The sequence below is a fragment of the Pseudomonas gingeri genome (genome assembly GCF_013386165.1).
In the GTDB taxonomy this organism is placed as follows: Bacteria; Pseudomonadota; Gammaproteobacteria; order Pseudomonadales; family Pseudomonadaceae; genus Aquipseudomonas; species Aquipseudomonas gingeri_C.
In genome coordinates this window covers 456,030-482,020 of record NZ_JACAOS010000016.1, presented here as the reverse complement: position 1 = coordinate 482,020, position 25,991 = coordinate 456,030, and the positions used below count along the sequence as shown (strand labels likewise).

The window sequence follows — 25,991 nt, the reverse complement described above, 5'->3', positions numbered from 1 at the left end:
CAATATGACTGCAAAACTCCTGCTGACCACCCTGCTGCCACTGGTTTCGGATCTCTCAAGGGAGCTGCCCGAAAGCGAACGTTATCGGCGCCTGCTCGAAGCCATGCGCGCCCTGCTGCCCTGTGATGCCGCCGCATTGCTGCGCCTGGACGGCGAGTGGCTGGTGCCCTTGGCCGTCGATGGCCTGAGCCCCGACACCCTCGGGCGGCGCTTCAAGGTCAGCGAGCATCCGCGCTTCCAGATCCTGCTCGGCAGCCACGGACCGACCCGTTTCGACAGTGGCACCGACCTGCCGGACCCTTACGACGGCCTGGTGGAAGGCTTGACCGAGCATCTGGAGGTCCATGACTGCCTGGGTTGCCCACTGTTTATCGACGAACACCCCTGGGGCCTGTTGACCCTCGACGCCCTCGACCCGCAGCGCTTCGAACGGATCGAGCTCGATGCCCTGCAGGCCTTTGCCAGCCTGGCGGCGGCCACGGTGAACGCCGCCGAAAGGATCGAACGCCTGGCCTTGCGCGCGGAGGACGAGCACCAGCGCGCCGAGCTGTATCGCCAGGCCAATGGCCCGCAGAATCGCGAAATGATTGGCCAGGGCAAAGCCCACAAGCGCCTGGTGGAAGAGATCAAGCTGGTGGGTGGCAGCGACCTGACGGTACTGATCACCGGAGAAACCGGGGTCGGCAAGGAACTGGTGGCCCAGGCGATCCATGCCGCGTCGCCGCGTGCGGAAAAACCCATCATCAGCCTCAACTGCGCCGCCCTGCCGGACACCCTGGTAGAAAGCGAACTGTTCGGCCATGTGCGCGGCGCCTTCACCGGAGCCGTCAGCGATCGCCGCGGCAAGTTCGAACTGGCCAACGGCGGTACGCTGTTTCTCGATGAGGTCGGCGAACTGTCGCTGAGCGTCCAGGCCAAATTGCTCCGGGTGCTGCAAAGCGGCCAGCTACAGCGCCTCGGCTCGGACCGCGAACATCGGGTGGATGTGCGGCTGATCGCCGCCACCAACCGCGACCTCGCCGAAGAAGTGCGCAGCGGGCGCTATCGGGCCGACTTCTACCACCGCCTGAGTGTCTATCCGCTGCAAGTCCCGGCCCTGCGCGAGCGCGGCCGCGATGTCTTGCTCCTGAGCGGTTTTTTTCTGGAACAGAACCGCTCGCGCCTCGGCCTGGGCAGCTTGCGCCTGGGCCCGGATGCACAGGCGGCGTTGCTGGCTTACCACTGGCCGGGGAATGTCCGCGAACTGGAGCACCTGATCGGGCGCAGCGCCTTGAAGGCCCTGGGCAATTACCACGAGCGGCCGAAGATCCTCAGCCTGAGCGCGGCCGACCTCGACTTGCCAACGACCCCCCCCGAGGCCCCGGAAATACCCTCCCCGACCCCGCCGCCGCTCGAGAGCGGCGTCGATCTGCGCCAGGCCACGGAAAACTACCAGCGGCAACTGATCAGCGAATGCCTGGAGCGACACCAGCACAATTGGGCGAGCGCTGCCCGGGAGCTGGGCCTGGACCGGGCCAACCTGGGACGGATGGCCAAACGCCTCGGCTTGAAGTAAACACTTAACGGGGAGTTGTGTATTACACCTAAAGCCGGCCCCCATCGGGTCGATAACCCGTCATCGATAGCCGTTCAGGGTTAATCTGTCCTGAACCACCTTTTTCCACAGAAGGTTTTTATGTCCTCCAACAAAGCCCGCGCAGACTCGCTGTCCCTTCTGCTTTTTACCTTGCGCAGCGGCAAGCTGATGGCGATCAACCTGCTGAAAGTCAGTGAAATCATTCCCTGCCCGCCGCTGACCAAGCTGCCGGAGTCCCATCCCCACGTCAAAGGCATCGCCACGCTGCGCGGCGCCTCGCTGTCGGTGATCGACCTGAGCCGCGCCATCGGCGAACGCCCGCTGGTGGACCCGGACGGCGGTTGCCTGATCGTCACCGATGTCAGCCGCTCCAAACAGGGCCTGCATGTTCAGGCCGTGAGCAAGATCGTCCATTGCCTGACCACCGATATCCGCCCGCCGCCGTACGGTTCCGGCGGGCCCAAGGCCTTTATCACCGGAGTGACCCAGGTCGACGGGACCCTGGTCCAGGTGCTGGATATCGAGAAGGTCATCCACGGCATCTCGCCGACGCAAATTGAAGTCACGCCCAGCGAACTGACCATGGAGGAAGCGGAAATCCTCGGCCATGCACGCATCCTGGTGGTCGACGATAGCCAGGTGGCCCTGCAGCAATCGGTGCTCACCCTGCGCACCCTCGGCCTGACCTGCCACACAGCCCGCAGCGCCAAGGATGCCATCGGTTGCCTGCTCGACCTGCAAGGCACCGCCGAGCAGATCAACGTGGTGGTTTCCGACATCGAGATGTCCGAGATGGACGGCTACGCCTTCACCCGCACGGTCCGTGAGACCCCGGACTTCCAGGACCTCTATATCCTCCTGCACACCTCGCTGGACAGCGCGATGAACAGTGAAAAGGCACGACTGGCCGGGGCCAATGCGGTGCTGACCAAGTTCTCCTCGCCGGAACTGACCCGCTGCCTGATCCAGGCCGCCCGGACCGTCGCGGAACAAGGGATCTGAAATGCCCGACCGTCACTGCCAGTTGCTGCGCAAGGACCTTGACGACTTGCTGGACATTCCCCATTGGCCCGCCGGTATTCGCGTCGGCGTATTGCGCGCAGAGCTGATGGAGCCGGTGCATGCCTTGCTCAAGCGCGGTTACCGGGGTGGCGGCGGCAGTGTCGAAGAGTTCTCCGAGTGGTGCCAACGCTTCACCAGCGATGCCGAGTTCGACACTTCACTGTGCCTGGTCGCTCTCGACGAGCAGGGCGTGGCGGGTGTTGCCCTGTGCTGGACCAGCGCCTATATCAAGGACCTCGTGGTGCATCCACGGCGCCGTGCCCAAGGCCTGGGCCAGGCCTTGCTGCAACAGGCGTTCAAGGTATTCGCCAGCCGCGGCGAAGCCTTCGTCGACCTCAAGGTCATGGAGAACAATTCCACTGCCCGGCGCCTCTACGAGCGTGCCGGCATGCGTTTTATCGAACGTTATGAAGTCAGCCCGGCTCAGGCATAATCGTCCCTTGCCCGCCACCCCTGGAAGGAGACCTGTCATGAAAGCCGCCACCCTGCTCTTCATCAGCCTCATTACCCTGGCCAGCCAGGCCCAGGCCGCCAGCCCCGACGCCTGGGCGAGTTACCGCAAGGCCGTGGTTGCCAGCTGCACCAAGGCCAGCAAACTGAAAAGCGTAAAACCCGTGGGCAACCCCGCGCAATTCGACGACAAGGTCGGCTACACCGCCCTGCTTCTGCACGGACGCTATCCACAGGCGCACATGAAGAATCAGCCGGGTACCGAATTGTGCCTGTACAACAAGAAGACCAAGACCGCCGTCGTCACCGAATGGGACTCGGTCATGCCCGCCCGCAGCAACTGAGTGGCTGGCGCATAACTTGCTTTGACCCAAGCTCGTACGGCGAAACAAAACGGAATTACGTCACCGTCCCAGCCCTTGTCCTTCGGTCGATTCACCCATGAGCACCCACTTTTCCTGCGTCGGTTGCGGTAAATGCTGTACCGATCACCATGTTCCCCTGACCCTGACCGAGGCCCGGCAGTGGGCGGCGGACGGCGGCCAGGTGATCGTTCTGGTCGAAGCTTTTCTGGCCGATGGCCTGGGCCAGCCGGAACAGCAACGCGATCATGTGCTGCGCCGTTCCTGGGGCGTGCCCAGCGGTCACGCCGAAGCCCGCGTCGCCATCACCTTTGCCGCCTACAACGTAGGGCCCTGCCGGAATCTTGACGAGGACCAGCTCTGCCGGATCTACCAACGGCGGCCACTGGTGTGCCGGATCTACCCGATGGAAATCAATCCGCATATTCCGCTACGCCCCGAAGCCAAGGATTGCCCACCGGAATCCTGGTTGGACACCCAGCCGTTGCTGATCGTCGGCGAGCAATTGCAGGACCCGGAACTGGTGCGGCTGATCGAAGCCTCGCGCCAGGCCGACCGCGATGATATCCAGGCCAAGGAAGTGATCTGCGCGCGCCTGGGGATTCACACCACGGCGCTCAAGGGTGATGGTTTTACCGCTTACCTGCCGCTGATGTCGGCATTCGCCACGGCGATTGACCAGGTGCAGGCGTTGACGCACTGGCCGGCGGCGAGCGAGTGGAGCTTTCATGTCTCGGGCCCGGCCATCGCCGGGCAGTTGCAGGCGCAAGGGGCCCGAGTGGTGAGCGAAGCGGCGACCACCTATGCCTTTATCGCCTTGCAGCCGACTTGAGCCCTCTCTGAAACAAACCCCGCCCCCTGTAGGAGCGAGCTTGCTCGCGATAAACGCAAGGGCGCCGCGGTGTTCCAGATGCCCCGCGTTATCGTTAACGTCCATCGCGAGCAAGCTCGCTCCTACAGGGTGGTTGGGGATGACGGTATCTACCTTCAACAGCGCTTGCGCCAGAACTCCTGGGCCAGTGAGCGCAGGTCGTCCGCCAGCCCCGCCACATCGCCCGAACTGTGATGACTCTGCTGGCCGACAGTGACCAGCGCTTCGCAGGCATTGCGGATGCTGACAATATTGCGGTTGATGTCCTCGCTGACCGTGCTCTGCTCCTCCACCGCCGAAGCGATCTGCTGGCTCATCGCGGTAATCCGGCTGACCCGCTGGCTGATCCCCGCCAGGGCATCGGCCGCCTGCTGGACCTGTTGCACGCTGTCCTCGGCCTGCTGGCTGCTGTGCTGCATCACCTCGACCGCATTGCGCGCACCGTCCTGCAGATTGCTGATCATGCGCTGGATTTCGTTGGTCGACTGCTGCGTGCGTTGGGCCAGCCCGCGTACTTCGTCGGCCACCACCGCGAAACCGCGGCCCTGTTCCCCGGCACGGGCGGCCTCGATGGCGGCATTGAGCGCCAGCAAGTTGGTCTGGTCGGCGATCCCACGGATCACCTCCAACACCGTGGAGATCTCGGTGCTGTGGCTTTCCAGGTGCAGGATCACCTCGGTCGCTCGCGTCAGCTCATTGGCCAGGCGCAACACCGCGCTGCGGCTTTCCCCCACCAGTTGATGGCCTTCGCGGGTTTCGCTGCCCACCTGTTCGGCTACTTCGGAGGCTTGCTGGGCATTGCTCGCAACCTGGGCCACGCTGGCACTCATCTGCTGAATGGCCGCCGCCACCTGGTCGGTTTCGGCCTGTTGATCCAGGGTGCTGCCATGGCTGCTTTGAATATGCCGGACCAGCGCCTGGGCATGTCCGGACAAGCGCAACGAAGCATCGCCAATACGCCCTGCCACCGCACCGACCTGGGCCTCCAGCATATTCAGGGCAAAACCGATCTGGCCGAACTCATCACTACGGCCGGTGTAGATCGCCTGGCTCAAGGGGTTGTCGGCGATCTTCCGGGCGCGCGCCGTCAGTTCGGCAAATGGCCGCAGCGCCCAGTGGGTCAACGCACCGACCAGCACGCTGCCCAGGGCCCAGAGCCCCAGTTCCACCGCCAGCGGCAACCCGGCATAGCCATGCCCCAGCGCCAGGACAATGGCAAAGGCCGCGCTGGCCTGAGCCCAGAGTCGGTTGTGCAAACCCAGGCTTGGCAGGCGCTGGCGCCAGGGCAAACGCCCGCTGCGCAACCAGCCGTACCAGCGCTCGGCGGCCTCGACCTGCGCCGCGTCGGGCCGGGTCCGCACCGACTGATACTCCACCGTCTGGCCGTCGCGGGTCACCGGTGTGGCGTAGGCACTGACCCAGTAGTGATCGCCATTCTTGCAGCGATTTTTCACCAGCCCCATCCACGAGCGCCCAGCCTTGAGGGTTTGCCACATGTGCGCGAACGCCTGCGCGGGCATGTCCGGATGGCGTAACAGGTTGTGCGGCGAACCCAGCAACTCCTCGCGGCTGTAGCCGCTGATCCTGATGAAATCAGGATTGGCGTAGGTAATCGTGCTGTCCAGATCGGTGGTCGAAAGGATATTGGCGTCAAAGGCGACGTCTAGATTTCGCCCGGTAATCGGGAGATTGATCTTCATGGAAAGCGCGCTCAGAGAGTGGGAGGAGTCGACAGGGCGTCGACTCTAAGCGCACGGAAAAGCAAAATACTGATCCAGCTCATGATCTTGGCATTTAGCCATGACCCTGACAATTCAGAGACATTCCCCTGTTTTTTGACGCCAACTTGACGACAATCAACCCCTGAGTCTTGCCTGGCTCAGCCACCAGCCTTCGCGGGCAAGCTGCACTCCCACAGGGTTCCCTGGCTCAGCGCTTGCCCATCGACCGACGGGTGCCATTCGGCGCGCGGCCCGGTCTCTCGTGATGCCCGTCCTTGCCACCTTTCTGGTACCAGGTCTGGCCGGCCTTTTTCGCCGCGGCGAATTCAGCGGGTTTGAACGGAAAGCTGAAGGCCGGGACGGCGGGCTTTTCGCCGACCGCGAGTTCAGCCTCGACCACAGGCTCTTCACCCGGGTTGGCGGAAACGGACGGTTGTTCAGGGGAAGTCATGGAAGCTCCGAAAGGGCGGGACGGATCAGGTCGAACCGAAAGATCGCAGTATACCTGCGAGCACCCTGCCCGCGCCGCCGCCAACCGTCATTTATAAAACAAATCGATCACCACCCCGGCCGAAAACGGCCCGGCCTTGGGCCGGTCACTGTTCCACACCAGTTCGGCGTCGAAACGAGCCATGGCTGCCCGGGTCTCACCCAGCAGGTCCGCCAGGTGAAAGGAGCGGTTGTAGGGAACGCCCATGCCACCGTCCGCCCGGACAACCCGGATGCCCACACCGTCATTGCCCTGGGGAATCAGCAAATCCCCGGAGACACTGCCGGCCACCGGTTTCAAGCGCGCGTCCAGGCTGAACGCGGTGTCACAGGTGCGACTGGTGTGCAGGGCAAACGGCCGGCGCGCGGCGACCTGGCCCATGACCACCCGCTCAATGGCGACCCGGCCGAAATCGACGGTCTCGGGAATCACCTGCAACTCGGCGTCACAGGCGACGAAGCGCAGGCCGGCCAGGTTATTGATCACATAGTTGAGCGAGCGCCCACCCGCCCCCGCACCCGCGCTCCCGTCCAACTGGAACAAGCGATAGTCCAGCAGGTTGCTGGCCACTCCCGAAGGCGGCGTCGGCCCGAATTTCTCGATAAACACCGAGAAGGCCAGATTGAAACTCAGCGGTGGACATGTCCCTGCGAGGCATCCCGGCACCCTCCGCCCGGTGGCGATGCGCCCGCTGCTCTGGCGATGATCGACGCCGTCAAGGGTCAGGCCGGCACGAATGCCCTGGCCAATGACCTGGCCGGCCGGGTTGAGGTAGATAAACACATCTTCGTCGCCGCCCTGGGGGTTGTCCCTGACGCAATCGATCGCCAGGTTGAGCGGTTCCGAGCGCCAGATCACGCTGCCATTGGGCGACGAAGCCGGTATCGCGACCGTGCTGCCCAGGTCGGCGTTGACGAGGGTGGCGCCAGTGCCCTGCACGGTGCAGGTCAGGGCAAATGCGCTGGCCGGACTCAAGAGCCCGAGACACAACAACGGACGTAGCCAGGCACGACAGGCAAGCTTAGTCATGGGATGAAACCTTCTGTTCGGAATGGGCGGTGTCGTCACTCAGTGACGCGTTGAACGGCGTACCGAAGGCCAGCCGTGCGTGATAGGCACGCTGGCCGCCGTAGTCGGTCAGCGCCTTGAATTGCAGGTGCTGCGCCGGGGAACTGGCGAGGATCAGTTCCCGGCGTTCTCCCGGCGGCACCAGCAAGTCGTCCCCCTGGCGCTGGGGGCCGCGCTGACGTGGCGCCTCCTCGATTTGAATATTCAGCAGGGCGGCGTGGAACACCGTCGGGTTCTCCACCCGCAGCCGATGCACGCCACTGGCGTCGCGCACCAGCGTCCAGTTCAGGCGCTGCGGGGTGGCCGCCGGATCGCCCGGCAACCCCGGCGGGCGAAACAGCACATTGATCCGCTGGCGGATCGCGATATTCAGGACCCCGTCGCCCGCGCGGGTGCGGGGAATCTCCAGCACATACAAGTGCAGCAGCGACTCACGGTCCGTCGGCATGCCCAGCCCCTCATACATCAGGCGCAAGACCTGGCGCCCCTCCGACGCCAACCGCGACAGCGGCGGCGTCAGCACAAAGGGCAGATTCGCCGACGGCGACGACTCCTCGCCCCCGTCGCTCAGCCAGGCCTGCAACAGGACCTCCTGCGAACCACGGTTGCGGGCTTCGATGCTTACCTCGCGAAAGCGCCCATCGAACACCAGCCGCGTACCACTGAGGGACACCGCAGCCTGCAACGGGCCGCCCGCGAGCAAGCCGAGCAGCAACGCCAGCACCTTCAGTCCCTTCACTGGCACACTCCACGAATCCGTTCGTAGGTCCGCTGCGGGTCCTTGGGCGGCAGCGTGAAGGAAAACTGGCAGCGCCGGTCCGACCAATTGACGCTCAGCACGCCTTGCTCCTGTTCACTGAGGACCAACGCGCGACTGCTCGGGTCGACCACCGCCAATGTCCGGCCGGCGCCGTCCTGGACGCTCGCACCGAGGGGAATCGGGCTGCCATCGGCCTGGCTCAACTCGAACTGCACACGCCGCCCGGCATTGGCCTTGAAGGTCGCCAGCACCACCGCACCACGCCGTGGAACCACCTGCGCAATGGCGTTATCCACCTCGACATCGGCCCCCAGGTCGCGGGTATCCAGGCTGATCCAGTTGGCCCGGTAAGGTTGCGCATAAGGCACCACGGCATAACCGTTGGCGCCGGTTTCGACACCGCTGAAGTTGTTGAAATGCGCACCGCTGACACCTGGCACCTGCGCCAGCACAAAGGTATCGCCCAGGGACTGGCCGAGGTTGACCCCGCCGCCATGGGCCACCAGCGAGCCCCGGGCCCCGAGGTTCCAGCTGTTGTAATCGCGCCCGTGACTGTAGCCGGCCTCGAAACGCCCCATGGACGTGGTGCTGTTCAAACTCGCCGAACCTGCTCCGGCGCCGGTGCCGTCGTTGCCGGCCAGTACCGAATAGAAGGTATCGCGACTCTCCGGCAACCGCCCGGTCAAACCGGCCAGGGCGCTGGAACCGCCCTCGCTGTCGCGTACCCCGGTAAACGAGGCGCTGGTCGCTCGCTCACGACTGCCGAACGGCATCGAGAGGCTCAGGGTCAATTGATGGTCGGTACCGGCCTGGCCGTTGATATCCGTGACTTCGGCGCGGTCCAGCGACAGGCTGTAATTGAGGTCGCGCCAATAGCCACCGTAGGTCACGTTGTACTGCCGGGAAGTACCGGGCAGGTCCCAGAAACGCTGCTCCATGGCCGAAACGCTGAGGGTCCCGGTACCCACCGGTTGGCTGAGGTTGAGGTCGAGGCGGTCCCTGGCCCGTCCCGGCAGAATCAATCCGGGCTGGCTGCGTTCCTGCACATGCTGGTCGAAGGTGCGGTATTGCTCGCTGGAATAACGATAACCGGCGATGGCAAAGCTGGTGCTGGTGGTATTCAAGGTATTCGCGTAGCGCAAGCGCACGCTCTGCCCGCCGAAGTCGGCGGCGGTCTGGTGACTGACCGAATGCGTCAGGTCCGCCGAAATCGCCCCCAGCCCGGTATTGAACCCCGCCCCCAGGTTGCTGGCCTGATAGTCCCCGGACAGTTGCAGGCCACCATAACCGGTCAGATGTTCGGTCAGGCCGTAGATCAGGGTGGTGCTGGCAAAACTGGGGGTCTGGTAACCGCTGCTGTTGCTGTCGTATTGCCCGGCTTCGACGCTGTAGCTGAAGGTCCCCTCGGGCACCATGACCGGCAGGGAGGCGAACGCCTGGGTAAAGGTGCGGCGCCGACCGTCGGCCTCGATCACCGTCACCAGCAGATCGCCATTCGAGCCGCTGGGGTAGAAGTCGCGGATTTCGAAGGGTCCGGGCGCCACGTTGGCGCTGTACAACAGGTAGCCGTTCTGGCGAATTTCCACCGTCGCGTTGCTCTCGGCGACGCCACGGATGGTCGGGGCGTAGACTCGCTCGCTGTCCGGCAACATGCCGTCGTCGGTGGCCACCTGGACGCCGCGAAAACGCACGCTGTCGAAAACCCGCGAGTCGGTGTAGGTCTCACCCAGTGTCAATTGACTCTTCCAGGCCGTCAGGTCGCGCTGGGCGAAGGTGCTGTTGCTGCTCCAACTCGCCGATTGATCGGTGCCCTGCAACAGCGAGGACTGGTTGCGCAAGCGCCAGTCGCCGAGGTTCAAGCCATTGTTCAGGCCCAGGTAGTAACTGTCGTTACGAATTCCCGTCACCTCGCGCCGGTTACCGATAAAGCTGTAGTCGATAAAGCCGCTGTTCACGCCGCGATCCCACAACTGTGGCGAGATGTAGCCACGGGCGCTGCGGCGCAAGGCGATCTGCGGCACGCTGATGTTCAGTTGCAGGCTGTTGGGTTGGTAGTCGACGCGGGCCTGGTCCAGGCGGCGCCAGTCAAAGCACTGGTCGGGCGCCGCGCTCTCGCTCAACACCCCGAGGCTGCGCAGGCGCGGCAGATCCAGGCCGAGGTCGTCGAGCACCGGCAACGTCAGGCAAGGCTCGACCTGGCCGGTCGCGGCGTTGCGGGAAAAGACCAGGTCCCGGCGCGCACTGAGGTTGCGGTTGAGGTAGATATCTACCCGGTAGGTGCCCGGCAGTACGCTGTTGCCTTCGAGAAACGCCTTCAGGTCCGCCGGTTGTTCACCGCCGTGAATGAACGCGGTATTGAAGCGCGCGCCCTGCCCGTTTTCATCACCCGGCGGCTCGGAAAAGGCAGTGCCCGGCGCAATCAGCGCCACCCCCAATGACCATTTGAAGCCCCAGGGGCCTCGTGCTTTCTCAAGCAGGGAACGTACCCAACCGCCGACGCGGCGATGATGTGATAACGCGAGAACTTCCTTTGTTCGCTGATAAAGCCAGTCCATGTGCAACCTTCACAATACGAGTGCTTGAAGTGTGTTCCAGACGGGCTCCTTTCCCGCCCGCACTACGCCCTGACCTGCGCGCGGGGCCCGGCATCGAAAAAACGGCTAACGATCGAGGACGCTAACTCTCCAGCGGCTGCGCCTGGCCCTTGCTCCAGTCAGCCGCGGACAAGCGATAGGGCACCAGCGCCCCGTGGTCATTGATGACGCTGAAATTCAACTGGGTGTTCTGCGTCTGCACATGTCCGTGCAGGTCATAATCGAGGGACTGCCCCGGAGCCAGCATCGAGTTCTTCCGAGCCAGCAGCCGATGCCCGCCGGACTGCAGTTGAATGTCCACCAGCGTCACGTAATAGGGTCCGGTGTTGAGCACATTCAGCACGCCGCCACGGGGCAGGCTCCAGCGCAGTTTCCCCGGCGCCTGCTCGACATCCCCATCGAGCCGGCCAGGCCGGTAGAACAGCTTGATGCGCTGGCGGATGCCGATCTGCAGGACATTTTCCCGCTCGCTGGCCTGGGGGATTTCCTGCACGTTCAACCAGAACAGCGACTCGCGGTCCGCCGGCATCGCGGCCCCGGAGTGGATGATGCGAACCGTCTGGCGCCCGCCCGAAGGCAATTGCACCAGCGGCGGGACCACCACGAAGGGCAACTCCCGGCCAGCCTCGTTCTCGGCTTCGAGCCAGGACTGCAGCAATATGCTCGTGGAATTATTGTTCAGTACACTGAGTACCGCTTCCTTGTCTTGCGCCGGATAAACCACCCGTGTCGTATTCAACACAATACCCGCCCGCGCATCGGCCCCTATCGACATTGCCAGGACAATGCCGATCACCGGAGCAAAAACGTTCCGCATGCGAACTACCCATTCCAATGAAAAAAAGAACGGAGCCGTGCAAAGCTCCGTTCAAGAAACCACTTAGTTATAAGTCAGGACAAAGGGCACGGTGCCAGTCGCGGCACCCGGTACCGTCGCCACCCCGTTCTTGACGAACACCGCCCTCAGGGCCAGTTCGCCACGCGAACCGGTGCCGCTGGCTTCAAGGACACCGTCAAGGGTGTCGGTGGGGTCCTGGATATTGAGGAAGGTGTCGCTGTCGCGGCGTACCAGGCCGATGCCGACGCCCTTGGCGGCGCCGGCGGTGGTCAACAGGTAAGGATCGTTGGTGTCGGTTTGCGAAGGCCGGAATGACATGTGCACAGTGTTCTCCGCCGCCGGTTGCAGGCAGGTCACCACCAGGTCGATGTCTTTCGCCGTGCCCAGCCGCGAGTCGCTGCGATTACCGATATCGGCAAAGGACACACGGCCCAGGTCGACCGGGATGTTATCGGCCGAACCGCCCCCGGAAGAGACTTCACAACTGGTATTGGTCAAGGCACCGGTAAAGTTCAGTGTGCCGTTGTTGGCTGCGTGCGTGGTCGTGACTGCCCCCAGAGTCGCCGCCAATAAAGCCAGGGTCTTCGAGATATTTTTCATGCGAACACAATCCTTCGAGTTAATTCGTTTGCACCCATCACTTGGGTGGCGAGCACTATAGACCCGAAGAATTCAATACGCTGTAAGCCCTTCCCGCCTGACCCACTAAGATCTCGCTTATAAAGAAGAACGCCAGGACTGTCAGAGCCCGGCGTCATTTAAAACCTCAAGAAAAAAGAACAACAACTGTTTAACATTCAAGTTATTTCAACGAAACACCTTATCGTTAAAACATAACTATTGGCCCCATTGATATTGAGTTGATACCCTATCAAAGAGTTGCCAACGGCAGTGTTTGCTCGAGGTCGCCGGAGACCTGCCTGACTGACTCAACCAGGCCGCCGGATTTTTACCTTTCCGGCAGCCCGTCTATACACGCAGCCGATAGCCGCTGGTGCTTGAGCTCACGTACAGCTCAGTTGTACGTGATGATGACCGTGCCTTGCGCCGTCGTCTGCCGGGTCGCCAGGGGCTGATAGCTCGTGCTGAACGGCATCCGCCCCTCACGGCAGGCATTGGCCTGGGTATCAACATTCAAACTCACTACCGAGGACACTTTGAGCGGTCGACTACCTGACGCGACATCGCCAGGAATCTGCCTGCCGACATCACAAGCAGCCTCGACGACCTGTCCGGAAAACCTGATCTGACCGCCGTTGTTCGCCGCCTGCACGTTGACACTGCACACGATCAGCAACAGCACACCAAGACTTGCTCTCTTTCCGTTCATTTCCAACACTCCCAAAACCGGGCTGGTATTAGTCATTAAAGTTCACTGCAGGCCAGCGCACCAGAAACCAAAGAACTTTCCGTAGGACATAGGATGGGTGTTTTTATGCAACAGAGACTCTTTAACCTTATCGGCCAAGGTGATAGCGGCTTTAACAATCAGGCGTGTTATAAAACGGACGGTTTTCTGACAGCCCTGACAGGTAGCCGTCACCTTGCTGACCCGGTTGGGGGGTTATAAAGGAGCTACTGTTCTGCCAGCATTCACCTTCCTATCCCTTTGTTCCGGCGTCCTGACAGCATGCGTATCCCGAAGAAAACCGCGTTGATCCTTGGCCTGGTGGTCATCGTGGCCGCTGCCGCGACCTGGACGCTGACCCGACCGTCCAAGGCCAAGCCCAGCGCCAATCCCGCCGTGCCGGTTACGGTGGTCAACGTGATCCAGCAGGACGTACCACGCTATGTCAGCGGTATCGGTTCGGTGCTGTCGTTGCACAGCGTGGTGATCCGCCCGCAGATCGACGGCATCCTCACCAAGCTGCTGGTCAAGGAGGGCCAACTGGTCAAGGAAGGCGACCTGCTGGCGACCCTCGACGACCGTTCGATCCAGGCCAGCCTGGCGCAGGCCAAGGCCCAGCTGGCGCAAAGCCAGGCGCAGTTGCAGGTGGCGGAAGTCGATCTCAAGCGCTACAAGTTGCTGACCGTTGACGATGGCATTTCCAAGCAGACCTATGACCAGCAACAGGCCCTGGTCAATCAGTTGAAGGCCACCGCGCAAGGCAACCAGGCGGCGATTGCCGCAGCGCAGGTGCAACTGTCTTATACCCAGATCCATTCACCGGTCACCGGCCGAGTCGGTATTCGTGCCGTGGACGAAGGTAACTTCCTGCGCATGAGCGATGCCCAGGGCCTGTTCTCGGTGACCCAGATCGACCCGATCGCCGTGGAGTTCTCCCTGCCCCAGCAAATGCTGCCAACGCTGCAAGGCTTGCTCAACACCACTCCGTCGGCGCCGGTCAGGGCCTTCCTCGGAGACGACGGACATAGCGGCATGCTGCTCGGCGAAGGTCACCTGACGCTGATCGACAACCAGGTCGCGGCGGGCACCGGGACCATCAAGGCCAAGGCCGAATTCAGCAACAAGGGCCAGAAACTCTGGCCGGGCCAACTGGTGAACATCAAGATCCAGACCACCCTCGAACGCGGTGCCCTGGTGGTGCCGCCCGTGGTAGTCCAGCGCGGCCTGGACAACTACTTCGTCTACCGGGTCAAAGGCAGCGGCGTGGAAGTGGTGCCGGTGCAGATGGCCTACCAGGACAGCGACCTGAACATCATCACCGGTGTACAGGCCGGCGATGTGCTGGTCAGCGACGGCCAGTCGCGACTCAAGCCGACCTCGCGGATCGAAGTGCAGGGCCAGCCGAAAATGGCTGATCGCCAGGCCGCCGTGGAGTCCAAGCCATGATCAAGGAAAGTCGCGGCGTTTCGGCCTGGTGCATTGACCATCCGGTCGCGACCATCCTGCTGACCTTCGCCCTGGTGCTGCTCGGTTTGATCGCCTTCCCGCGCCTGCCCCTGGCGCCGCTGCCGGAAGCCGAGTTCCCGACCATCCAGGTGTCCGCCCAGCTCCCCGGCGCCAGCCCGCAAACCATGGCGTCTTCGGTCGCCACGCCGTTGGAGGTGCAATTCAGCGCCATCCCCGGCATGACCCAGATGACCTCCAGCAGCGCCCTGGGCACCACCACCCTGACGTTGCAGTTCACCCTCAGCAAAAGCATCGACACCGCCGCCCAGGAAGTCCAGGCGGCGATCAACACCGCCTCGGGCAAGCTGCCCAAGGACATGCCGACCCTGCCGACCTGGCGCAAAGTCAACCCGGCCGATAGTCCGGTGCTGATCCTCAGTGTCAGCTCCAGCCAGATGCCCGGCACCGAACTCAGTGACTACGCCGAAACCCTGTTGGCCCGCCAGCTCAGCCAGATCGATGGCGTCGGCCAGATCAACATCACCGGCCAGCAGCGCCCGGCCATCCGGGTCCAGGCCTCGGCGGACAAGCTGGCGGCCATCGGCCTGACCCTGGCGGACGTGCGCCAGGCGATCCAGCAAACCAGCCTCAACCTGGCCAAGGGCGCGCTGTACGGCAAGTCGAGCATCTCCACCCTGTCGACCAACGACCAGTTGTTCCAGCCCGAGGAATACGACCAGTTGATCGTTTCCTACAAGGATGGCGCGCCGGTCCAGCTCAAGGATGTCGCCCGGGTCATCCGTGGCTCCGAGGACGCCTACGTGCAGGCCTGGTCCGGTGACGAACCGGGGGTCAACCTGGTGATTTCCCGTCAGCCGGGGGCCAACATCGTCGAGACCGTGGACCGTATCCAGGCCGCCCTGCCGGGACTGGAAGCCATGCTCCCGGCCTCGGTGCAGGTCAAGGTGCTGATCGACCGGACCCAGACCATCCGCGCCTCGCTGCATGAAGTGGAAATGACCCTGCTGATCGCCATCCTGCTGGTGGTGGCGGTGATGGCGCTGTTCCTGCGCCAGTTGTCGGCGACCCTGATCGTCTCCTCGGTGCTCGGCGTGTCCCTGGTGGCCAGCTTTGCCCTGATGTACGTGATGGGCTTCAGCCTGAACAACCTGACCCTGGTGGCGATCGTCATCGCCGTGGGTTTTGTGGTGGACGACGCGATTGTCGTGGTGGAAAACATCCACCGCCATCTCGAGGCCGGCGACGGCATGCGCGAAGCGGCGATCAAGGGGGCCGGGGAAATCGGTTTTACCGTGGTTTCCATCAGCTTCTCGCTGATTGCCGCCTTTATTCCGCTGCTGTTCATGGGCGGCGTGGTCGGCCGGTTGTTCAAGGAATTCGCCCTGACGGCCACCTCGACCATCCTGATTTCGGTGGTGGTTTCGCTGACCCTGGCACCGACCCTGGCCGCCTTGTTCATGCGCGCGCCCGTGCATCACGAAAACGCCAAACCGGGTTTCGGCGAACGCCTGCTGGCGGTCTATGAGCGAAACCTGCGTCGTGCCCTGGCGCACCAGAAAACCATGTTCGGGCTGTTCTGCGTGACCCTCTGCCTGGCCATCGCCGGCTACGTGTTCATTCCCAAGGGCTTCTTCCCGATCCAGGACACCGGCTTTGTCCTCGGCACCACCGAGGCTGCCGCCGACGTATCCTTCGCCGATATGGTGGCCAAGCACAAGGCCCTGGCCGAGATCGTCGCGGCCGACCCGGCCGTGCAGGCGTTCTCCCATTCTGTGGGCGTTTCCGGCAGCAACCAAACCATCGCCAACGGCCGTTTCTGGATCGCCCTCAAGCCCCAGGACCAGCGGGATGTCTCGGCCAGCGCGTTCATCGACCGGATTCGCCCGCAACTGATGAAAATTCCCGGCATCGTGCTTTACCTGCGCGCCGGCCAGGACATCAACCTCAGTTCCGGCCCGAGCCGGGCCCAGTACCAGTACGTGCTCAAGAGCAATGACGGCGATACCCTCAACACCTGGACCCAGCGCCTGACGGAAAAACTGCGGACTATCCCGGCGTTTCGTGACCTGTCCAACGATCTGCAACTGGGCGGCAGCATCACCCATATCAACATCGACCGCAGCGCCGCCGCGCGTTTCGGCCTGACCACCAGTGACGTCGACGAGGCCCTCTACGACGCCTTCGGCCAACGACAGATCAACGAGTACCAGACCGAGATCAACCAGTACAACGTGATCCTCGAACTGGATGCCGCCCAGCGTGGCAAGGCCGAGAGCCTGAACTACTTCTACCTGCGCTCACCCCTCACCGGCGAGATGGTCCCGCTCTCGGCCCTGGCGCGTTTCGACGTCCCCACCAGCGGCCCGTTGTCCATCAGCCATGACGGCATGTTCCCGGCCGCCAACCTGTCATTCAACCTGGCCCCCGGCGTGGCCCTGGGTGACGCGGTGCTGCTGCTCAACCAGGCGAAGAACGAGATCGGCATGCCGGCTTCGGTGAACGGTTACTTCCAGGGCGCGGCCCAGGCCTTCCAGAGTTCCCTGGCCAGCCAGCCATGGCTGATCCTCGCGGCGCTGGTGGCGGTGTACATCATCCTCGGGGTGCTCTACGAAAGTTTCGTGCACCCGCTGACGATCATCTCGACCCTGCCATCCGCCGGCCTCGGTGCGCTGATCATGCTCTGGCTGCTGGGCCAGGACTTCTCGATCATGGCGCTGATCGGCCTGGTGCTGCTGATCGGCATCGTGAAGAAGAACGGCATCCTGATGATCGACTTCGCCCTTGAGGCCCAGCGTGGCGGGCTGTCCCCGGAGGAAGCGATCTACAAGGCCTGTATCACCCGGTTCCGACCGATCATCATGACCACCCTGGCCGCCCTGCTCGGCGCCCTGCCGCTGATGCTCGGCCACGGCACCGGTGCCGAGTTGCGCCAACCCCTGGGGATCGCCGTGGTCGGTGGCCTGCTGGTGAGTCAAGCACTGACGCTATTTACCACCCCCGTCATATACTTGTGGCTTGAGCGGCTCTTCCATCGGCCGACACCGGCGCCAGCGCCGGCGATCACTCTTTGAGGCGGCCCATGCGTGTCCTGATTATCGAAGACGAAGAAAAAACCGCCGACTACCTGCACCGCGGCCTGACCGAGCAGGGCTACACCGTGGACCTGGCCCGGGATGGCGTCGGCGGCCTGCACCTGGCGCTGGAAAGCGACTATGCGGTGATCATCCTCGATGTGATGCTGCCGGAGCTGGATGGCTTCGGCGTGCTCAAGGCGCTGCGCGCACGCAAGCAGACGCCGGTGATCATGCTCACCGCCCGCGAGCGCGTCGAAGACCGGATTCGCGGCCTGCGCGAGGGCGCCGACGATTACCTCGGCAAACCTTTTTCCTTCCTCGAACTGGTGGCCCGCCTGCAAGCCCTGACCCGACGCAGCGGCGGCGGCCACGAGCCGGTACAGATCAGTGTCGCCGACCTCTGGGTCGACCTGATCAGCCGCAAGGCGAGCCGCGCCGGCGTGCGCCTGGACCTGACCGCCAAGGAGTTCTCGTTGCTCAGCGTGCTGGCCCGGCGCCAGGGCGAGATCCTCTCCAAGACCTCGATTGCCGAGATGGTCTGGGACATCAATTTCGACAGCGACGCGAACGTCGTCGAAGTGGCGATCAAGCGCCTGCGAGCCAAACTCGACGGCCCCTTCGAACAGAAACTACTGCACACCATTCGCGGCATGGGTTACGTGCTGGAGAGCCGCGGTGCCCACTAACAGCATCGCCCTGCGCCTGAGCGGCCTGTTCAGCGGCGTGGCGCTGCTGGTATTCCTGTTGATCGGCTGGGCCCTTTACCAGCAGGTAGGCGAAGGCCTCGGCCTGCTGCCGGAAGCCGAACTGGAGGCACGCTACAGCGTCCTGTCGTCCTCGCTCAACCGCGACAGCACCCTGGACCATTGGGCCAAGGTCAGCGCCAAGCTCAAGCAGTTGGGCGAAGAGGACAAGCGCATTCGTTTCTGGGTGGTCAGCGGCGACGCCCACTACGAATACGGCGCCCCCGACGCCCTGATCCGCGCCTTCGCCGAAGGCCCGCAAGGCATGCGCGACCTGCGCTTGCCGGGGCACGCCTACCCGTTCAAGGTGCTGGCCAATGCCCTGCCGGCCAAGGGACCGCGGCCGCCGCTGCAATTTCTGATTGCCATCGACACGGAAACCTTCCGACAGACCCAGCATCACCTGCTGATCGCCCTTATCGGCCTGGCCATCATCGGCATCGCCCTGGCCTCCGCCCTGGGTTACTGGGTGACGCGGATCGGCCTGAAACCCCTGATCAAGCTCTCCGAGGAGGCGCAGAAACTGGCCCCGCCAAGGCTCTCCGGACGCCTGCAGTTATCACCGCTGCCACCGGAGCTGAGTCAGTTCGTCAACTCCTTCAACTCGACCCTGGAACGCGTCGAGCATGCCTACTCGCGCCTGGAGTCGTTCAACGCCGACGTCGCCCATGAATTGCGTTCGCCGCTGACCAACCTGATCGGCCAGACCCAGGTGGCTTTGACCCGCGGTCGCTCGGCCGAGCATTATTTCGAGGTCCTGCAATCGAACCTCGAAGAGCTCGAACGCCTGCGTTCGATCATCAACGACATGCTGTTCCTGGCCAGTGCCGACCAGGGCAGCAAGGCCACCAAGCTGATCAGCACATCGCTGGCCGGTGAGGTCGCGACCACCCTGGACTACCTGGATTTCATCCTCGAAGACGCCCAGGTCCAGGTGCGGGTCAGCGGTGATGCCCAGGTCTGCATCGAAATCGCCCACCTGCGCCGCGCACTGATCAACCTGCTGAGCAATGCGGTGCAGCACACCGCGCCGGGGCAGGCGATCATGGTGCGCATCGAACGCCAGGGCGAGCAGGTGGCGATTGCCGTGTCCAACCCTGGCGACGCCATTGCCGCCGAACACCTTCCGCGGCTGTTCGAACGTTTTTACCGGGTCGACGCCTCGCGCAGCAACAGTGGCGCCAACCATGGACTGGGGCTGGCAATCGTCAAGGCCATCGCACTGATGCATGGCGGCGATGTGTTCGTGCGCAGCGCGCAAGGGATCAATACCTTCGGGATCTATCTGCCGGCCTGAACTGTGGGGCCACTGTTACCGGATTGGTAACGGTCATTACCCCCACCCGCGCCTTTTCCCACCCATCAAGACCTTGATTGAATGTTTGCCCGTCGCTTGAGACTGGCCTTTTTCTTGCGTGGACCGTATACATGCGCCAATAAATCCATGCAATCGAGTGTGCAGCCATTTCTCACCCCCTGGCCAAGTCCACCAAGCCGCAAATCCTGCTGATGCTGGTCAGCGGGATGACGGTGGTCGCCATTCTTGCCATCGTGATCTTCCTGCTGATCCGTGAGCGCGGCAGCGCCACCGAAGCCGCCGCGCGCTCGGCAAGCAATATCGTGCAACTGATCGACGCCGATGTATTGCGTAACATCGAGCTCTACGACCTGGCGCTACAGGGACTGATCCAGGCCTCGCAACGCCAGGACCTGCTCGCGGTGCCCGTCGAAGTCCGGCACCTCGCGTTCTTCGATCGTTCCGCAAGCACCTCGCACCAGGGCAACATCCTGTTGCTGGACCGACTGGGCAATGTGCTCGCCGACTCTCAGTCGCTCATCCCGAGGACCGAAAACTTTGCCGATCGCGAGTATTTCCAGTCCCACGAGAGCGATCCAGACCCGAGCCTGATGATCAGCCACCCGTTCAGGTCCCGCCGGGCCCCTTACCCCTGGCTGATCAGTTTCAGCCGCCGGGTGACTTCCGCCGAAGGCGAATTTCTTGGCGTGGCCGCCGCCGGGATGCGCCTGGACTACTTCGACGAGCTGTTCATGAACCTGAGTGTCGGCAAAGGCGGCTCCATCAGCCTGGTCAGCACCGACGGCACCCTGCTGTCCCGGCAAACGCCACTGCCCAGCGAACTGATCGGCAAGGACTTCAGCAACTACCCCAACTTCATCCGGATCCTGAAACAAGGCAACGGCAGCTTCACCTCGACCTCCGGGATCGATGGCCGCGAACGGCTCTATACCTTTTCCCAGGTGGGGACACTGCCCCTGATCGTAGTGGTGTCGCAGTCCGCGGACGACGTCTATGGCGCCTGGAAACGCATCACGCGCCTGATCGGTCTGGCCACCGGCGTGCTCTGCCTCGGCCTGCTCTGGCTCACTTGGCTGTTGGCGCGGGAGCTGCGCCTGCGGCAACGGGCCGAGCAGGAACTGGCGCAACTGGCCGCCACCGACTCGTTGACCGGCTTGGCCAATCGCCGGGCGCTGGACCAGGTCCTGGCACAGGAGTGGGCGCGGGCGCAGCGCTCCGGCAAGCCGCTGTCACTGCTGATGATCGATGCCGATCACTTCAAGGCCTTCAACGACCGCCATGGTCATCCGGTCGGTGATCAGGCCCTGCGACAGTTGGCCCAGGTGATTGACGCCAGCATCCGGCGCCCAGGCGACATGGCGGCACGTTATGGCGGCGAAGAGTTTGCCGTGGTGTTGCCGGAGACCGACGCACAAGGTGCATGGGTCCTCGCGCAGAAGATCAGGACGGCCATGACCGCACAGGCACCTTTCAAGGGCGACCGCCTGGCGATCACCGTCAGCATCGGTGCCAGCACCCTCTCCCCGCCCGCAGAAGGCACGGTGGAGCAACTGCTGCGTGAAGCCGACCAGGCGCTGTACCAGGCCAAGGACAATGGCCGCGACCAAGTCGTGCATACCAAGACCCAAGTGCACACCGCCCTGTAGGAGCCGGCTTGCTGGCGATGGCGTCCTCGCGTGCCCTATCGCCAGCAAGCCGGCTCCCACAATATCGGCGTCTCACCGCAACCTGTCGGCAAACCGGCGCTTACCCTGGCATAAAAACGCCGCGATAAAAAAAGCCGCCCGAGGGCGGCTTTCAAATACAACAAAAGGAGAGAGTCGTTACACGGCCGCAACGGGACGCATGTAAGAGATCGGCGCGGTGCTGGCGTCTTCGAAGGTCACCACTTCCCAGGCATCTTTCTGCTCGATGAGCTTACGCAGAAGCTGGTTGTTCAGGGCGTGACCGGACTTGAAGCCTTTGAACTCACCAATCAGGCTATTGCCCAGCAGGTAGAGATCACCAATAGCGTCGAGGATCTTGTGTTTGACGAATTCGTCTTCGTAACGAAGGCCGTCTTCGTTCAGTACACCGTCCGAATCGACCACGATGGCGTTTTCCACGCTACCGCCGAGTGCGAGGTTGTGCTTGCGCAGGTACTCGATATCACTCATGAAACCAAAGGTCCGGGCGCGGCTGACTTCTTTTACGAACGAAGTACTGGAAAAATCCACGCTGGCACTCTGGATGCGGTCACGGAACACCGGGTGATCGAAATCGATCTCAAAGCTCACCTTGAAACCTTCGAAAGGCACGAAAGTGGCGCGCTTGTCGCCGTCTTCCACTGTGACTTCACGCAGGATGCGGATGAACTTCTTGGCTGCGTCCTGTTCTTCCAGGCCGGCAGATTGAATCAGGAATACGAAGGGTCCAGCGCTACCATCCATGATCGGGACTTCGGACGCGGAGAGCTCGACGTAGGCGTTATCGATGCCCAGGCCGGCCATGGCCGAGAGCAAGTGCTCAACCGTGTCCACCTTGACGTCACCGTTGACCAACGTGGTCGACATCGTGGTTTCGCCAACATTTTCCGCGCGAGCAGGGATCTGCACCACAGGGTCGAGGTCGGCACGACAAAACACGATACCGGTGTCCACAGGCGCTGGCTTGAGGGTCAGGTAGACCTTCTCACCGGAGTGCAGGCCGACACCTGTAGCACGGATAATATTTTTCAGGGTGCGTTGTTTAATCATGGCATGGGCCGCTTCAGCGCAAATTGCGAACAGGTATCAACAAAGGCTGGCGATGATAGCAGACCAGGCCTTTGCTGAACACCAATCACCCTAATACTCCTGATACATTCCATCAATCGGCCTGACGACGCAGGAAAGCCGGGATATCCAGATAGTCCAGGTCATCTTGCGGGTTCATCTTCGCGGCAGTCGCAGCACCGGCCTGAGCCTGGTTGCGCATGACGGTCGGACGATCCAGGTCACGGTAGTTCACCGACGGCAGTTCCTGACGCGAGGGTGCTTGCGTCTGGGTGACAGCCGATTGGCTGGTTTGCAGCGTATTGTCGATGACCTTCACAGGCTTCTCGATACGCGCACCCAGACCGGTGGCAACCACGGTCACGTGCAGCTCGTCGCGCATGTCCGGATCGATAACGGTACCGACCTTGACCATGGCGTGCTCGGACGCGAAGGCTTCGATGATGCTACCCACGTCGGAGTACTCACCCAGGGACAGGTCAGGACCGGCGGTGATGTTCACCAGGATGCCGCGTGCACCTTGCAGGTTGACGTCTTCGAGCAGCGGGTTGCGAATCGCCGCTTCGGTGGCTTCACGTGCACGGTTAGGACCGCTGGCGCAGCCAGTGCCCATCATCGCCATGCCCATTTCGCTCATCACGGTACGCACGTCGGCGAAGTCGACGTTGATCATGCCCGGGCGCTTGATGATGTCGGAGATACCGCGAACGGCACCGGCCAGTACATCGTCTGCCTTGGCAAAAGCCGACAGCAGGCTGGCGTCTTTACCCAGGATGGTCAGCAGCTTCTCGTTGGGAATGGTGATCAACGAGTCGACGCTTTCGCTCAGCGCGCGGATGCCTTCATCGGCGATCTGCATGCGTTTGCGACCTTCGAACGGGAACGGACGAGTCACCACCGCAACGGTGAGGATGCCCATTTCCTTGGCCACTTCGGCAATGATCGGGGCTGCACCGGTACCGGTACCGCCGCCCATGCCGGTGGTGATGAACACCATGTTGGTGCCCTGCAGCACTTCGGCGATGCGCTCGCGATCTTCCAGAGCGGCCTGACGACCGACCTCCGGATTGGCGCCAGCACCCAGGCCCTTGGTCACGCCGGTACCCAGTTGCAGGATAGTCCGCGCGCCAATGTTCTTCAGCGCTTGGGCATCAGTGTTGGCGCAGATGAACTCGACGCCTTCAATGTTGCTCTTGACCATGTGGTTAACGGCGTTGCCGCCGCCGCCGCCTACGCCGATAACCTTGATTACCGGACTTTGTGGGACGTTGTCTACGAGTTCGAACATGTTCCCTCTCCTTTCATTCTCTAGTTTTTTCGCCTACTTCTACTGCTTTGAAACTTTAAAAGTTGCCCTGTACCCAGCGCTTCAAGCGCTCCAGCACAGGTGCTTTCTGTTCTTCATCGCGATAGTCGTTTCTGTTGCCGCCGTTGTAGCCGGACAGGGAAATGCCGTCCGACTGCTTTTGCAGCCCGTACAGCAACAGCCCTACCCCAGTTGAATAGATCGGGTTGCGGACCACGTCCGAAAGCCCTTTGACGGTGTGCGGGACGCCCAGGCGCACCGGCATGTGGAAAATCTCTTCGGCCAGTTCGACCGCGCCTTCCATCTTCGAAGTACCGCCGGTCAGCACGATGCCGGCCGGAATCAGGTCTTCGTAGCCGCTGCGACGCAGCTCGGCCTGGATCAGGGTGAACAGCTCGTCGTAACGCGGCTCGACCACCTCGGCCAGGGCCTGGCGCGACAGTTCACGCGGTGGACGGTCGCCGACGCTCGGCACCTTGATGGTTTCACCGGCACCGGCCAGTTTCGCCAGGGCACAGGCGTAGCGGATCTTGATCTCTTCGGCGTACTGGGTCGGGGTGCGCAACGCCATGGCGATGTCGTTGGTCACCTGATCGCCAGCAATCGGGATCACCGCGGTGTGGCGGATCGCGCCTTCGGTGAAGATCGCGATGTCGGTGGTGCCGCCGCCGATGTCCACCAGGCACACGCCCAGCTCTTTCTCGTCGTCGGTCAGTACCGAGTACGCGGAGGCCAGTTGTTCGAGGATGATGTCGTCGATTTCCAGACCGCAGCGACGCACGCACTTCTCGATGTTCTGTGCCGCGTTCACCGCGCAGGTGACCACGTGGACCTTGGCTTCCAGACGTACGCCGGACATCCCCAGGGGCTCGCGAACGCCTTCCTGGTTGTCGATCACGTAATCCTGCGGCAGGGTGTGCAGGACCCGCTGGTCGGCCGGGATCGCTACGGCCTGGGCCGCATCGAGCACGCGCTCCAGATCCGCCGAGCTGACTTCGCGATCACGGATCGCGACAATCCCGTGGGAGTTCAGGCTGCGGATGTGATTACCCGCCACGCCGACGAACGCCGAGTGGATCCGGCAACCGGCCATCAGTTGCGCTTCCTCTACCGCGCGCTGGATCGACTGCACGGTGGACTCGATATTCACCACCACGCCCTTCTTCAGGCCGCGGGAAGGGTGGGTGCCGATACCGACGATTTCCAGCGTGCCATCGGCCGCGACCTCGCCCACCAGCGCCACCACCTTGGAGGTACCGATATCCAGTCCGACGATCATTTTGCCGCTTTGCACGTTTGCCATGGTCCTGCCTCTTCTTAATTCTTCGCAACGGCGGGTTTGGCCGTCACGGGCGCCACAGGTTCCCGCCATCCGACGGCCAGGCCGTTGGAATAACGCAGATCGATGCTGGCAATGTTCGTAATCTGTTCTTTCAGCGTTTTTTCATAAATGGCAATAAAACGGCGCATCTTCTCGACCAGATGGTCGCGGCCCAACAACAGCTCGATCCCCGGCCCCGCGCTACCCGCGCCGGTGGTCAGGAACCAGCTGCCACGTTCACGCAGCTCCAGCCGGACAATCGAGAAACCCAGCGGGCGCAGCATCTGGCTCAACACCTGATACTGCTGCATCACCTGTTGCTGGGCCCGCTGGGGACCGAACAACTGCGGCAGATGTTCGTAGTTCGCCAGCTCCCGTGGCGCGAACGCCTGGCCCTGGTTGTTCAACAACGCCCCGTCGCCCCAACGGGCCACCGGCAATTGCTCTTCCAGGCGGATCACCACCTGGTCCGGCCACACACGCCGGACCTCGGCGTGGGCGATCCACGGCATGGTTTCCAGCTCCGTGCGCATGCTCGCCAGGTCGATGGTGAAGAAGCTCGACGCGACGTACGGCGCGATCCGCTGCTGCACCGCCTGCTGGCTGATGTAACTCAAGTCGCCCTGCACGTTGATCTTGCTGATCGGTCGATCCGCATAGGGCAACAGGCGCTGGGCACCCTCGTAGGTGCCGAAGCCCAGGGCCACCAGCAGCACCGGCCACATCAGGCGCTTGAAGATGCTGAAATTGGCTTTCGGCAGGCGCACCGACATCGGCTCTTGAGCCACCATCCGGCTGGCACCCCGCGGCACCGGCTTGTTGCGGCCGGGAGCGGGTGACTGATGACGAATCGATGCGCCTTGCATGGT

Annotated in this window: 22 protein-coding genes and 1 pseudogene; 10 read left to right on the top strand and 13 right to left on the bottom strand. The window is 62.8% G+C overall.

The window, feature by feature from the left end:
• The first annotated feature begins 4 nt into the window (after positions 1 to 4).
• From norR to HX866_RS18500, 5 genes are all read left to right on the top strand, one after another.
• On the top strand, positions 5 to 1,555 hold the full coding sequence (norR, locus tag HX866_RS18520; RefSeq protein WP_177140208.1) for a nitric oxide reductase transcriptional regulator NorR: 1,551 nt from the start codon (positions 5 to 7) through the stop codon (positions 1,553 to 1,555).
• Between the two features lie 120 nt (positions 1,556 to 1,675).
• Positions 1,676 to 2,578, top strand: a complete 903-nt coding sequence (locus HX866_RS18515) for a chemotaxis protein CheV (RefSeq protein ID WP_103494552.1) — start codon at positions 1,676 to 1,678, stop codon at positions 2,576 to 2,578.
• 1 nt (position 2,579) lies between these two features.
• Positions 2,580 to 3,071: a GNAT family N-acetyltransferase gene (locus tag HX866_RS18510; protein ID WP_177103614.1), complete on the top strand. Its 492-nt coding sequence runs from the start codon at positions 2,580 to 2,582 to the stop codon at positions 3,069 to 3,071.
• A gap of 37 nt (positions 3,072 to 3,108) precedes the next feature.
• Complete coding sequence (locus tag HX866_RS18505; protein WP_177103613.1) at positions 3,109 to 3,432, top strand: hypothetical protein; 324 nt, start codon at positions 3,109 to 3,111, stop codon at positions 3,430 to 3,432.
• Positions 3,433 to 3,529: 97 nt separating this feature from the next.
• Positions 3,530 to 4,282, top strand: a complete 753-nt coding sequence (locus HX866_RS18500) for a YkgJ family cysteine cluster protein (RefSeq protein ID WP_177096290.1) — start codon at positions 3,530 to 3,532, stop codon at positions 4,280 to 4,282.
• Positions 4,283 to 4,437: 155 nt separating this feature from the next.
• Here the strand turns inward: HX866_RS18500 and HX866_RS18495 are convergent, their stop codons facing one another.
• The 9 genes and pseudogenes from HX866_RS18495 to HX866_RS18460 form a co-directional block, all read right to left on the bottom strand.
• The gene (locus HX866_RS18495; RefSeq protein WP_371319269.1) at positions 4,438 to 5,469 is read right to left on the bottom strand and encodes a methyl-accepting chemotaxis protein; all 1,032 of its coding nucleotides are present in this window, start codon (positions 5,467 to 5,469) and stop codon (positions 4,438 to 4,440) included.
• 270 nt (positions 5,470 to 5,739) lie between these two features.
• Positions 5,740 to 6,021: pseudogene (locus HX866_RS34840) on the bottom strand (PAS domain-containing protein); the annotation flags it as partial.
• Between the two features lie 229 nt (positions 6,022 to 6,250).
• Positions 6,251 to 6,493, bottom strand: coding sequence for a hypothetical protein (locus HX866_RS18490; RefSeq protein WP_177096286.1), 243 nt, complete (start codon positions 6,491 to 6,493; stop codon positions 6,251 to 6,253).
• 87 nt (positions 6,494 to 6,580) lie between these two features.
• Positions 6,581 to 7,561, bottom strand: a complete 981-nt coding sequence (locus HX866_RS18485) for a fimbrial protein (protein ID WP_177096284.1) — start codon at positions 7,559 to 7,561, stop codon at positions 6,581 to 6,583.
• The gene (locus HX866_RS18480; RefSeq protein ID WP_177096282.1) at positions 7,554 to 8,339 is read right to left on the bottom strand and encodes a fimbrial biogenesis chaperone; all 786 of its coding nucleotides are present in this window, start codon (positions 8,337 to 8,339) and stop codon (positions 7,554 to 7,556) included. The genes HX866_RS18485 and HX866_RS18480 overlap by 8 nt, the downstream gene beginning before the upstream one ends.
• Positions 8,336 to 10,795, bottom strand: a complete 2,460-nt coding sequence (locus HX866_RS18475; RefSeq protein WP_256344954.1) for a fimbria/pilus outer membrane usher protein — start codon at positions 10,793 to 10,795, stop codon at positions 8,336 to 8,338. Before HX866_RS18475 ends, HX866_RS18480 begins: the two co-directional genes overlap by 4 nt.
• A gap of 241 nt (positions 10,796 to 11,036) precedes the next feature.
• Positions 11,037 to 11,771, bottom strand: a complete 735-nt coding sequence (locus tag HX866_RS18470) for a fimbrial biogenesis chaperone (RefSeq protein WP_177140206.1) — start codon at positions 11,769 to 11,771, stop codon at positions 11,037 to 11,039.
• A gap of 63 nt (positions 11,772 to 11,834) precedes the next feature.
• Positions 11,835 to 12,392: a fimbrial protein gene (locus HX866_RS18465; RefSeq protein ID WP_177096276.1), complete on the bottom strand. Its 558-nt coding sequence runs from the start codon at positions 12,390 to 12,392 to the stop codon at positions 11,835 to 11,837.
• Between the two features lie 415 nt (positions 12,393 to 12,807).
• A complete protein-coding gene (locus tag HX866_RS18460; protein ID WP_177096274.1) occupies positions 12,808 to 13,158 on the bottom strand; it encodes a hypothetical protein in 351 nt (116 codons plus the stop codon).
• Positions 13,159 to 13,422: 264 nt separating this feature from the next.
• Between HX866_RS18460 and HX866_RS18455 the strand changes: the two genes are divergently transcribed.
• The 5 genes from HX866_RS18455 to HX866_RS18435 all read left to right on the top strand — a co-directional run bounded on the left by HX866_RS18455 (position 13,423) and on the right by HX866_RS18435 (position 21,388).
• Positions 13,423 to 14,586: an efflux RND transporter periplasmic adaptor subunit gene (locus HX866_RS18455; RefSeq protein ID WP_177140205.1), complete on the top strand. Its 1,164-nt coding sequence runs from the start codon at positions 13,423 to 13,425 to the stop codon at positions 14,584 to 14,586.
• Positions 14,583 to 17,678, top strand: a complete 3,096-nt coding sequence (locus HX866_RS18450; protein WP_177096270.1) for a multidrug efflux RND transporter permease subunit — start codon at positions 14,583 to 14,585, stop codon at positions 17,676 to 17,678. The genes HX866_RS18455 and HX866_RS18450 overlap by 4 nt, the downstream gene beginning before the upstream one ends.
• Before the next feature lie 8 nt (positions 17,679 to 17,686).
• The gene (locus HX866_RS18445; RefSeq protein WP_100941312.1) at positions 17,687 to 18,367 is read left to right on the top strand and encodes a heavy metal response regulator transcription factor; all 681 of its coding nucleotides are present in this window, start codon (positions 17,687 to 17,689) and stop codon (positions 18,365 to 18,367) included.
• Entirely contained in the window at positions 18,357 to 19,721 is a 1,365-nt protein-coding gene (locus HX866_RS18440; protein ID WP_177096268.1) for a heavy metal sensor histidine kinase, read from the top strand. Before HX866_RS18445 ends, HX866_RS18440 begins: the two co-directional genes overlap by 11 nt.
• 227 nt (positions 19,722 to 19,948) lie before the next feature.
• Positions 19,949 to 21,388: a sensor domain-containing diguanylate cyclase gene (locus HX866_RS18435; protein WP_256261415.1), complete on the top strand. Its 1,440-nt coding sequence runs from the start codon at positions 19,949 to 19,951 to the stop codon at positions 21,386 to 21,388.
• A gap of 177 nt (positions 21,389 to 21,565) precedes the next feature.
• On the opposite strand, the gene lpxC is transcribed toward HX866_RS18435, so the two are convergent.
• The 4 genes from lpxC to HX866_RS18415 form a co-directional block, all read right to left on the bottom strand.
• The gene (gene lpxC, locus HX866_RS18430; RefSeq protein ID WP_040070738.1) at positions 21,566 to 22,477 is read right to left on the bottom strand and encodes a UDP-3-O-acyl-N-acetylglucosamine deacetylase; all 912 of its coding nucleotides are present in this window, start codon (positions 22,475 to 22,477) and stop codon (positions 21,566 to 21,568) included.
• A gap of 112 nt (positions 22,478 to 22,589) precedes the next feature.
• Positions 22,590 to 23,783, bottom strand: coding sequence for a cell division protein FtsZ (gene ftsZ, locus HX866_RS18425; protein ID WP_177096264.1), 1,194 nt, complete (start codon positions 23,781 to 23,783; stop codon positions 22,590 to 22,592).
• A gap of 55 nt (positions 23,784 to 23,838) precedes the next feature.
• Positions 23,839 to 25,104 carry a cell division protein FtsA gene (gene ftsA, locus HX866_RS18420; RefSeq protein ID WP_017123612.1) on the bottom strand — a complete coding sequence of 422 codons (1,266 nt, stop codon included), beginning with the start codon at positions 25,102 to 25,104 and terminating at the stop codon, positions 23,839 to 23,841.
• Positions 25,105 to 25,118: 14 nt separating this feature from the next.
• Entirely contained in the window at positions 25,119 to 25,988 is an 870-nt protein-coding gene (locus HX866_RS18415) for a cell division protein FtsQ/DivIB (RefSeq protein WP_177096262.1), read from the bottom strand.
• Between the last annotated feature and the right edge of the window lie 3 nt (positions 25,989 to 25,991).

Coding starts and splice junctions, on each gene's coding strand:
- lpxC (WP_040070738.1), bottom strand. CDS start 22,477: ATGATTAAACAACGCACCCTGAAAAATATTATCCGTGCTACAGGTGTC.
- HX866_RS18465 (WP_177096276.1), bottom strand. CDS start 12,392: ATGAAAAATATCTCGAAGACCCTGGCTTTATTGGCGGCGACTCTGGGG.
- HX866_RS18455 (WP_177140205.1), top strand. CDS start 13,423: ATGCGTATCCCGAAGAAAACCGCGTTGATCCTTGGCCTGGTGGTCATC.
- HX866_RS18460 (WP_177096274.1), bottom strand. CDS start 13,158: ATGACTAATACCAGCCCGGTTTTGGGAGTGTTGGAAATGAACGGAAAG.
- HX866_RS18470 (WP_177140206.1), bottom strand. CDS start 11,771: ATGCGGAACGTTTTTGCTCCGGTGATCGGCATTGTCCTGGCAATGTCG.
- HX866_RS18515 (WP_103494552.1), top strand. CDS start 1,676: ATGTCCTCCAACAAAGCCCGCGCAGACTCGCTGTCCCTTCTGCTTTTT.
- HX866_RS18485 (WP_177096284.1), bottom strand. CDS start 7,561: ATGACTAAGCTTGCCTGTCGTGCCTGGCTACGTCCGTTGTTGTGTCTC.
- HX866_RS18450 (WP_177096270.1), top strand. CDS start 14,583: ATGATCAAGGAAAGTCGCGGCGTTTCGGCCTGGTGCATTGACCATCCG.
- ftsA (WP_017123612.1), bottom strand. CDS start 25,104: ATGGCAAACGTGCAAAGCGGCAAAATGATCGTCGGACTGGATATCGGT.
- HX866_RS18510 (WP_177103614.1), top strand. CDS start 2,580: ATGCCCGACCGTCACTGCCAGTTGCTGCGCAAGGACCTTGACGACTTG.
- HX866_RS18415 (WP_177096262.1), bottom strand. CDS start 25,988: ATGCAAGGCGCATCGATTCGTCATCAGTCACCCGCTCCCGGCCGCAAC.
- HX866_RS18505 (WP_177103613.1), top strand. CDS start 3,109: ATGAAAGCCGCCACCCTGCTCTTCATCAGCCTCATTACCCTGGCCAGC.
- HX866_RS18435 (WP_256261415.1), top strand. CDS start 19,949: ATGACGGTGGTCGCCATTCTTGCCATCGTGATCTTCCTGCTGATCCGT.
- ftsZ (WP_177096264.1), bottom strand. CDS start 23,783: ATGTTCGAACTCGTAGACAACGTCCCACAAAGTCCGGTAATCAAGGTT.
- HX866_RS18445 (WP_100941312.1), top strand. CDS start 17,687: ATGCGTGTCCTGATTATCGAAGACGAAGAAAAAACCGCCGACTACCTG.
- norR (WP_177140208.1), top strand. CDS start 5: ATGACTGCAAAACTCCTGCTGACCACCCTGCTGCCACTGGTTTCGGAT.
- HX866_RS18500 (WP_177096290.1), top strand. CDS start 3,530: ATGAGCACCCACTTTTCCTGCGTCGGTTGCGGTAAATGCTGTACCGAT.
- HX866_RS18490 (WP_177096286.1), bottom strand. CDS start 6,493: ATGACTTCCCCTGAACAACCGTCCGTTTCCGCCAACCCGGGTGAAGAG.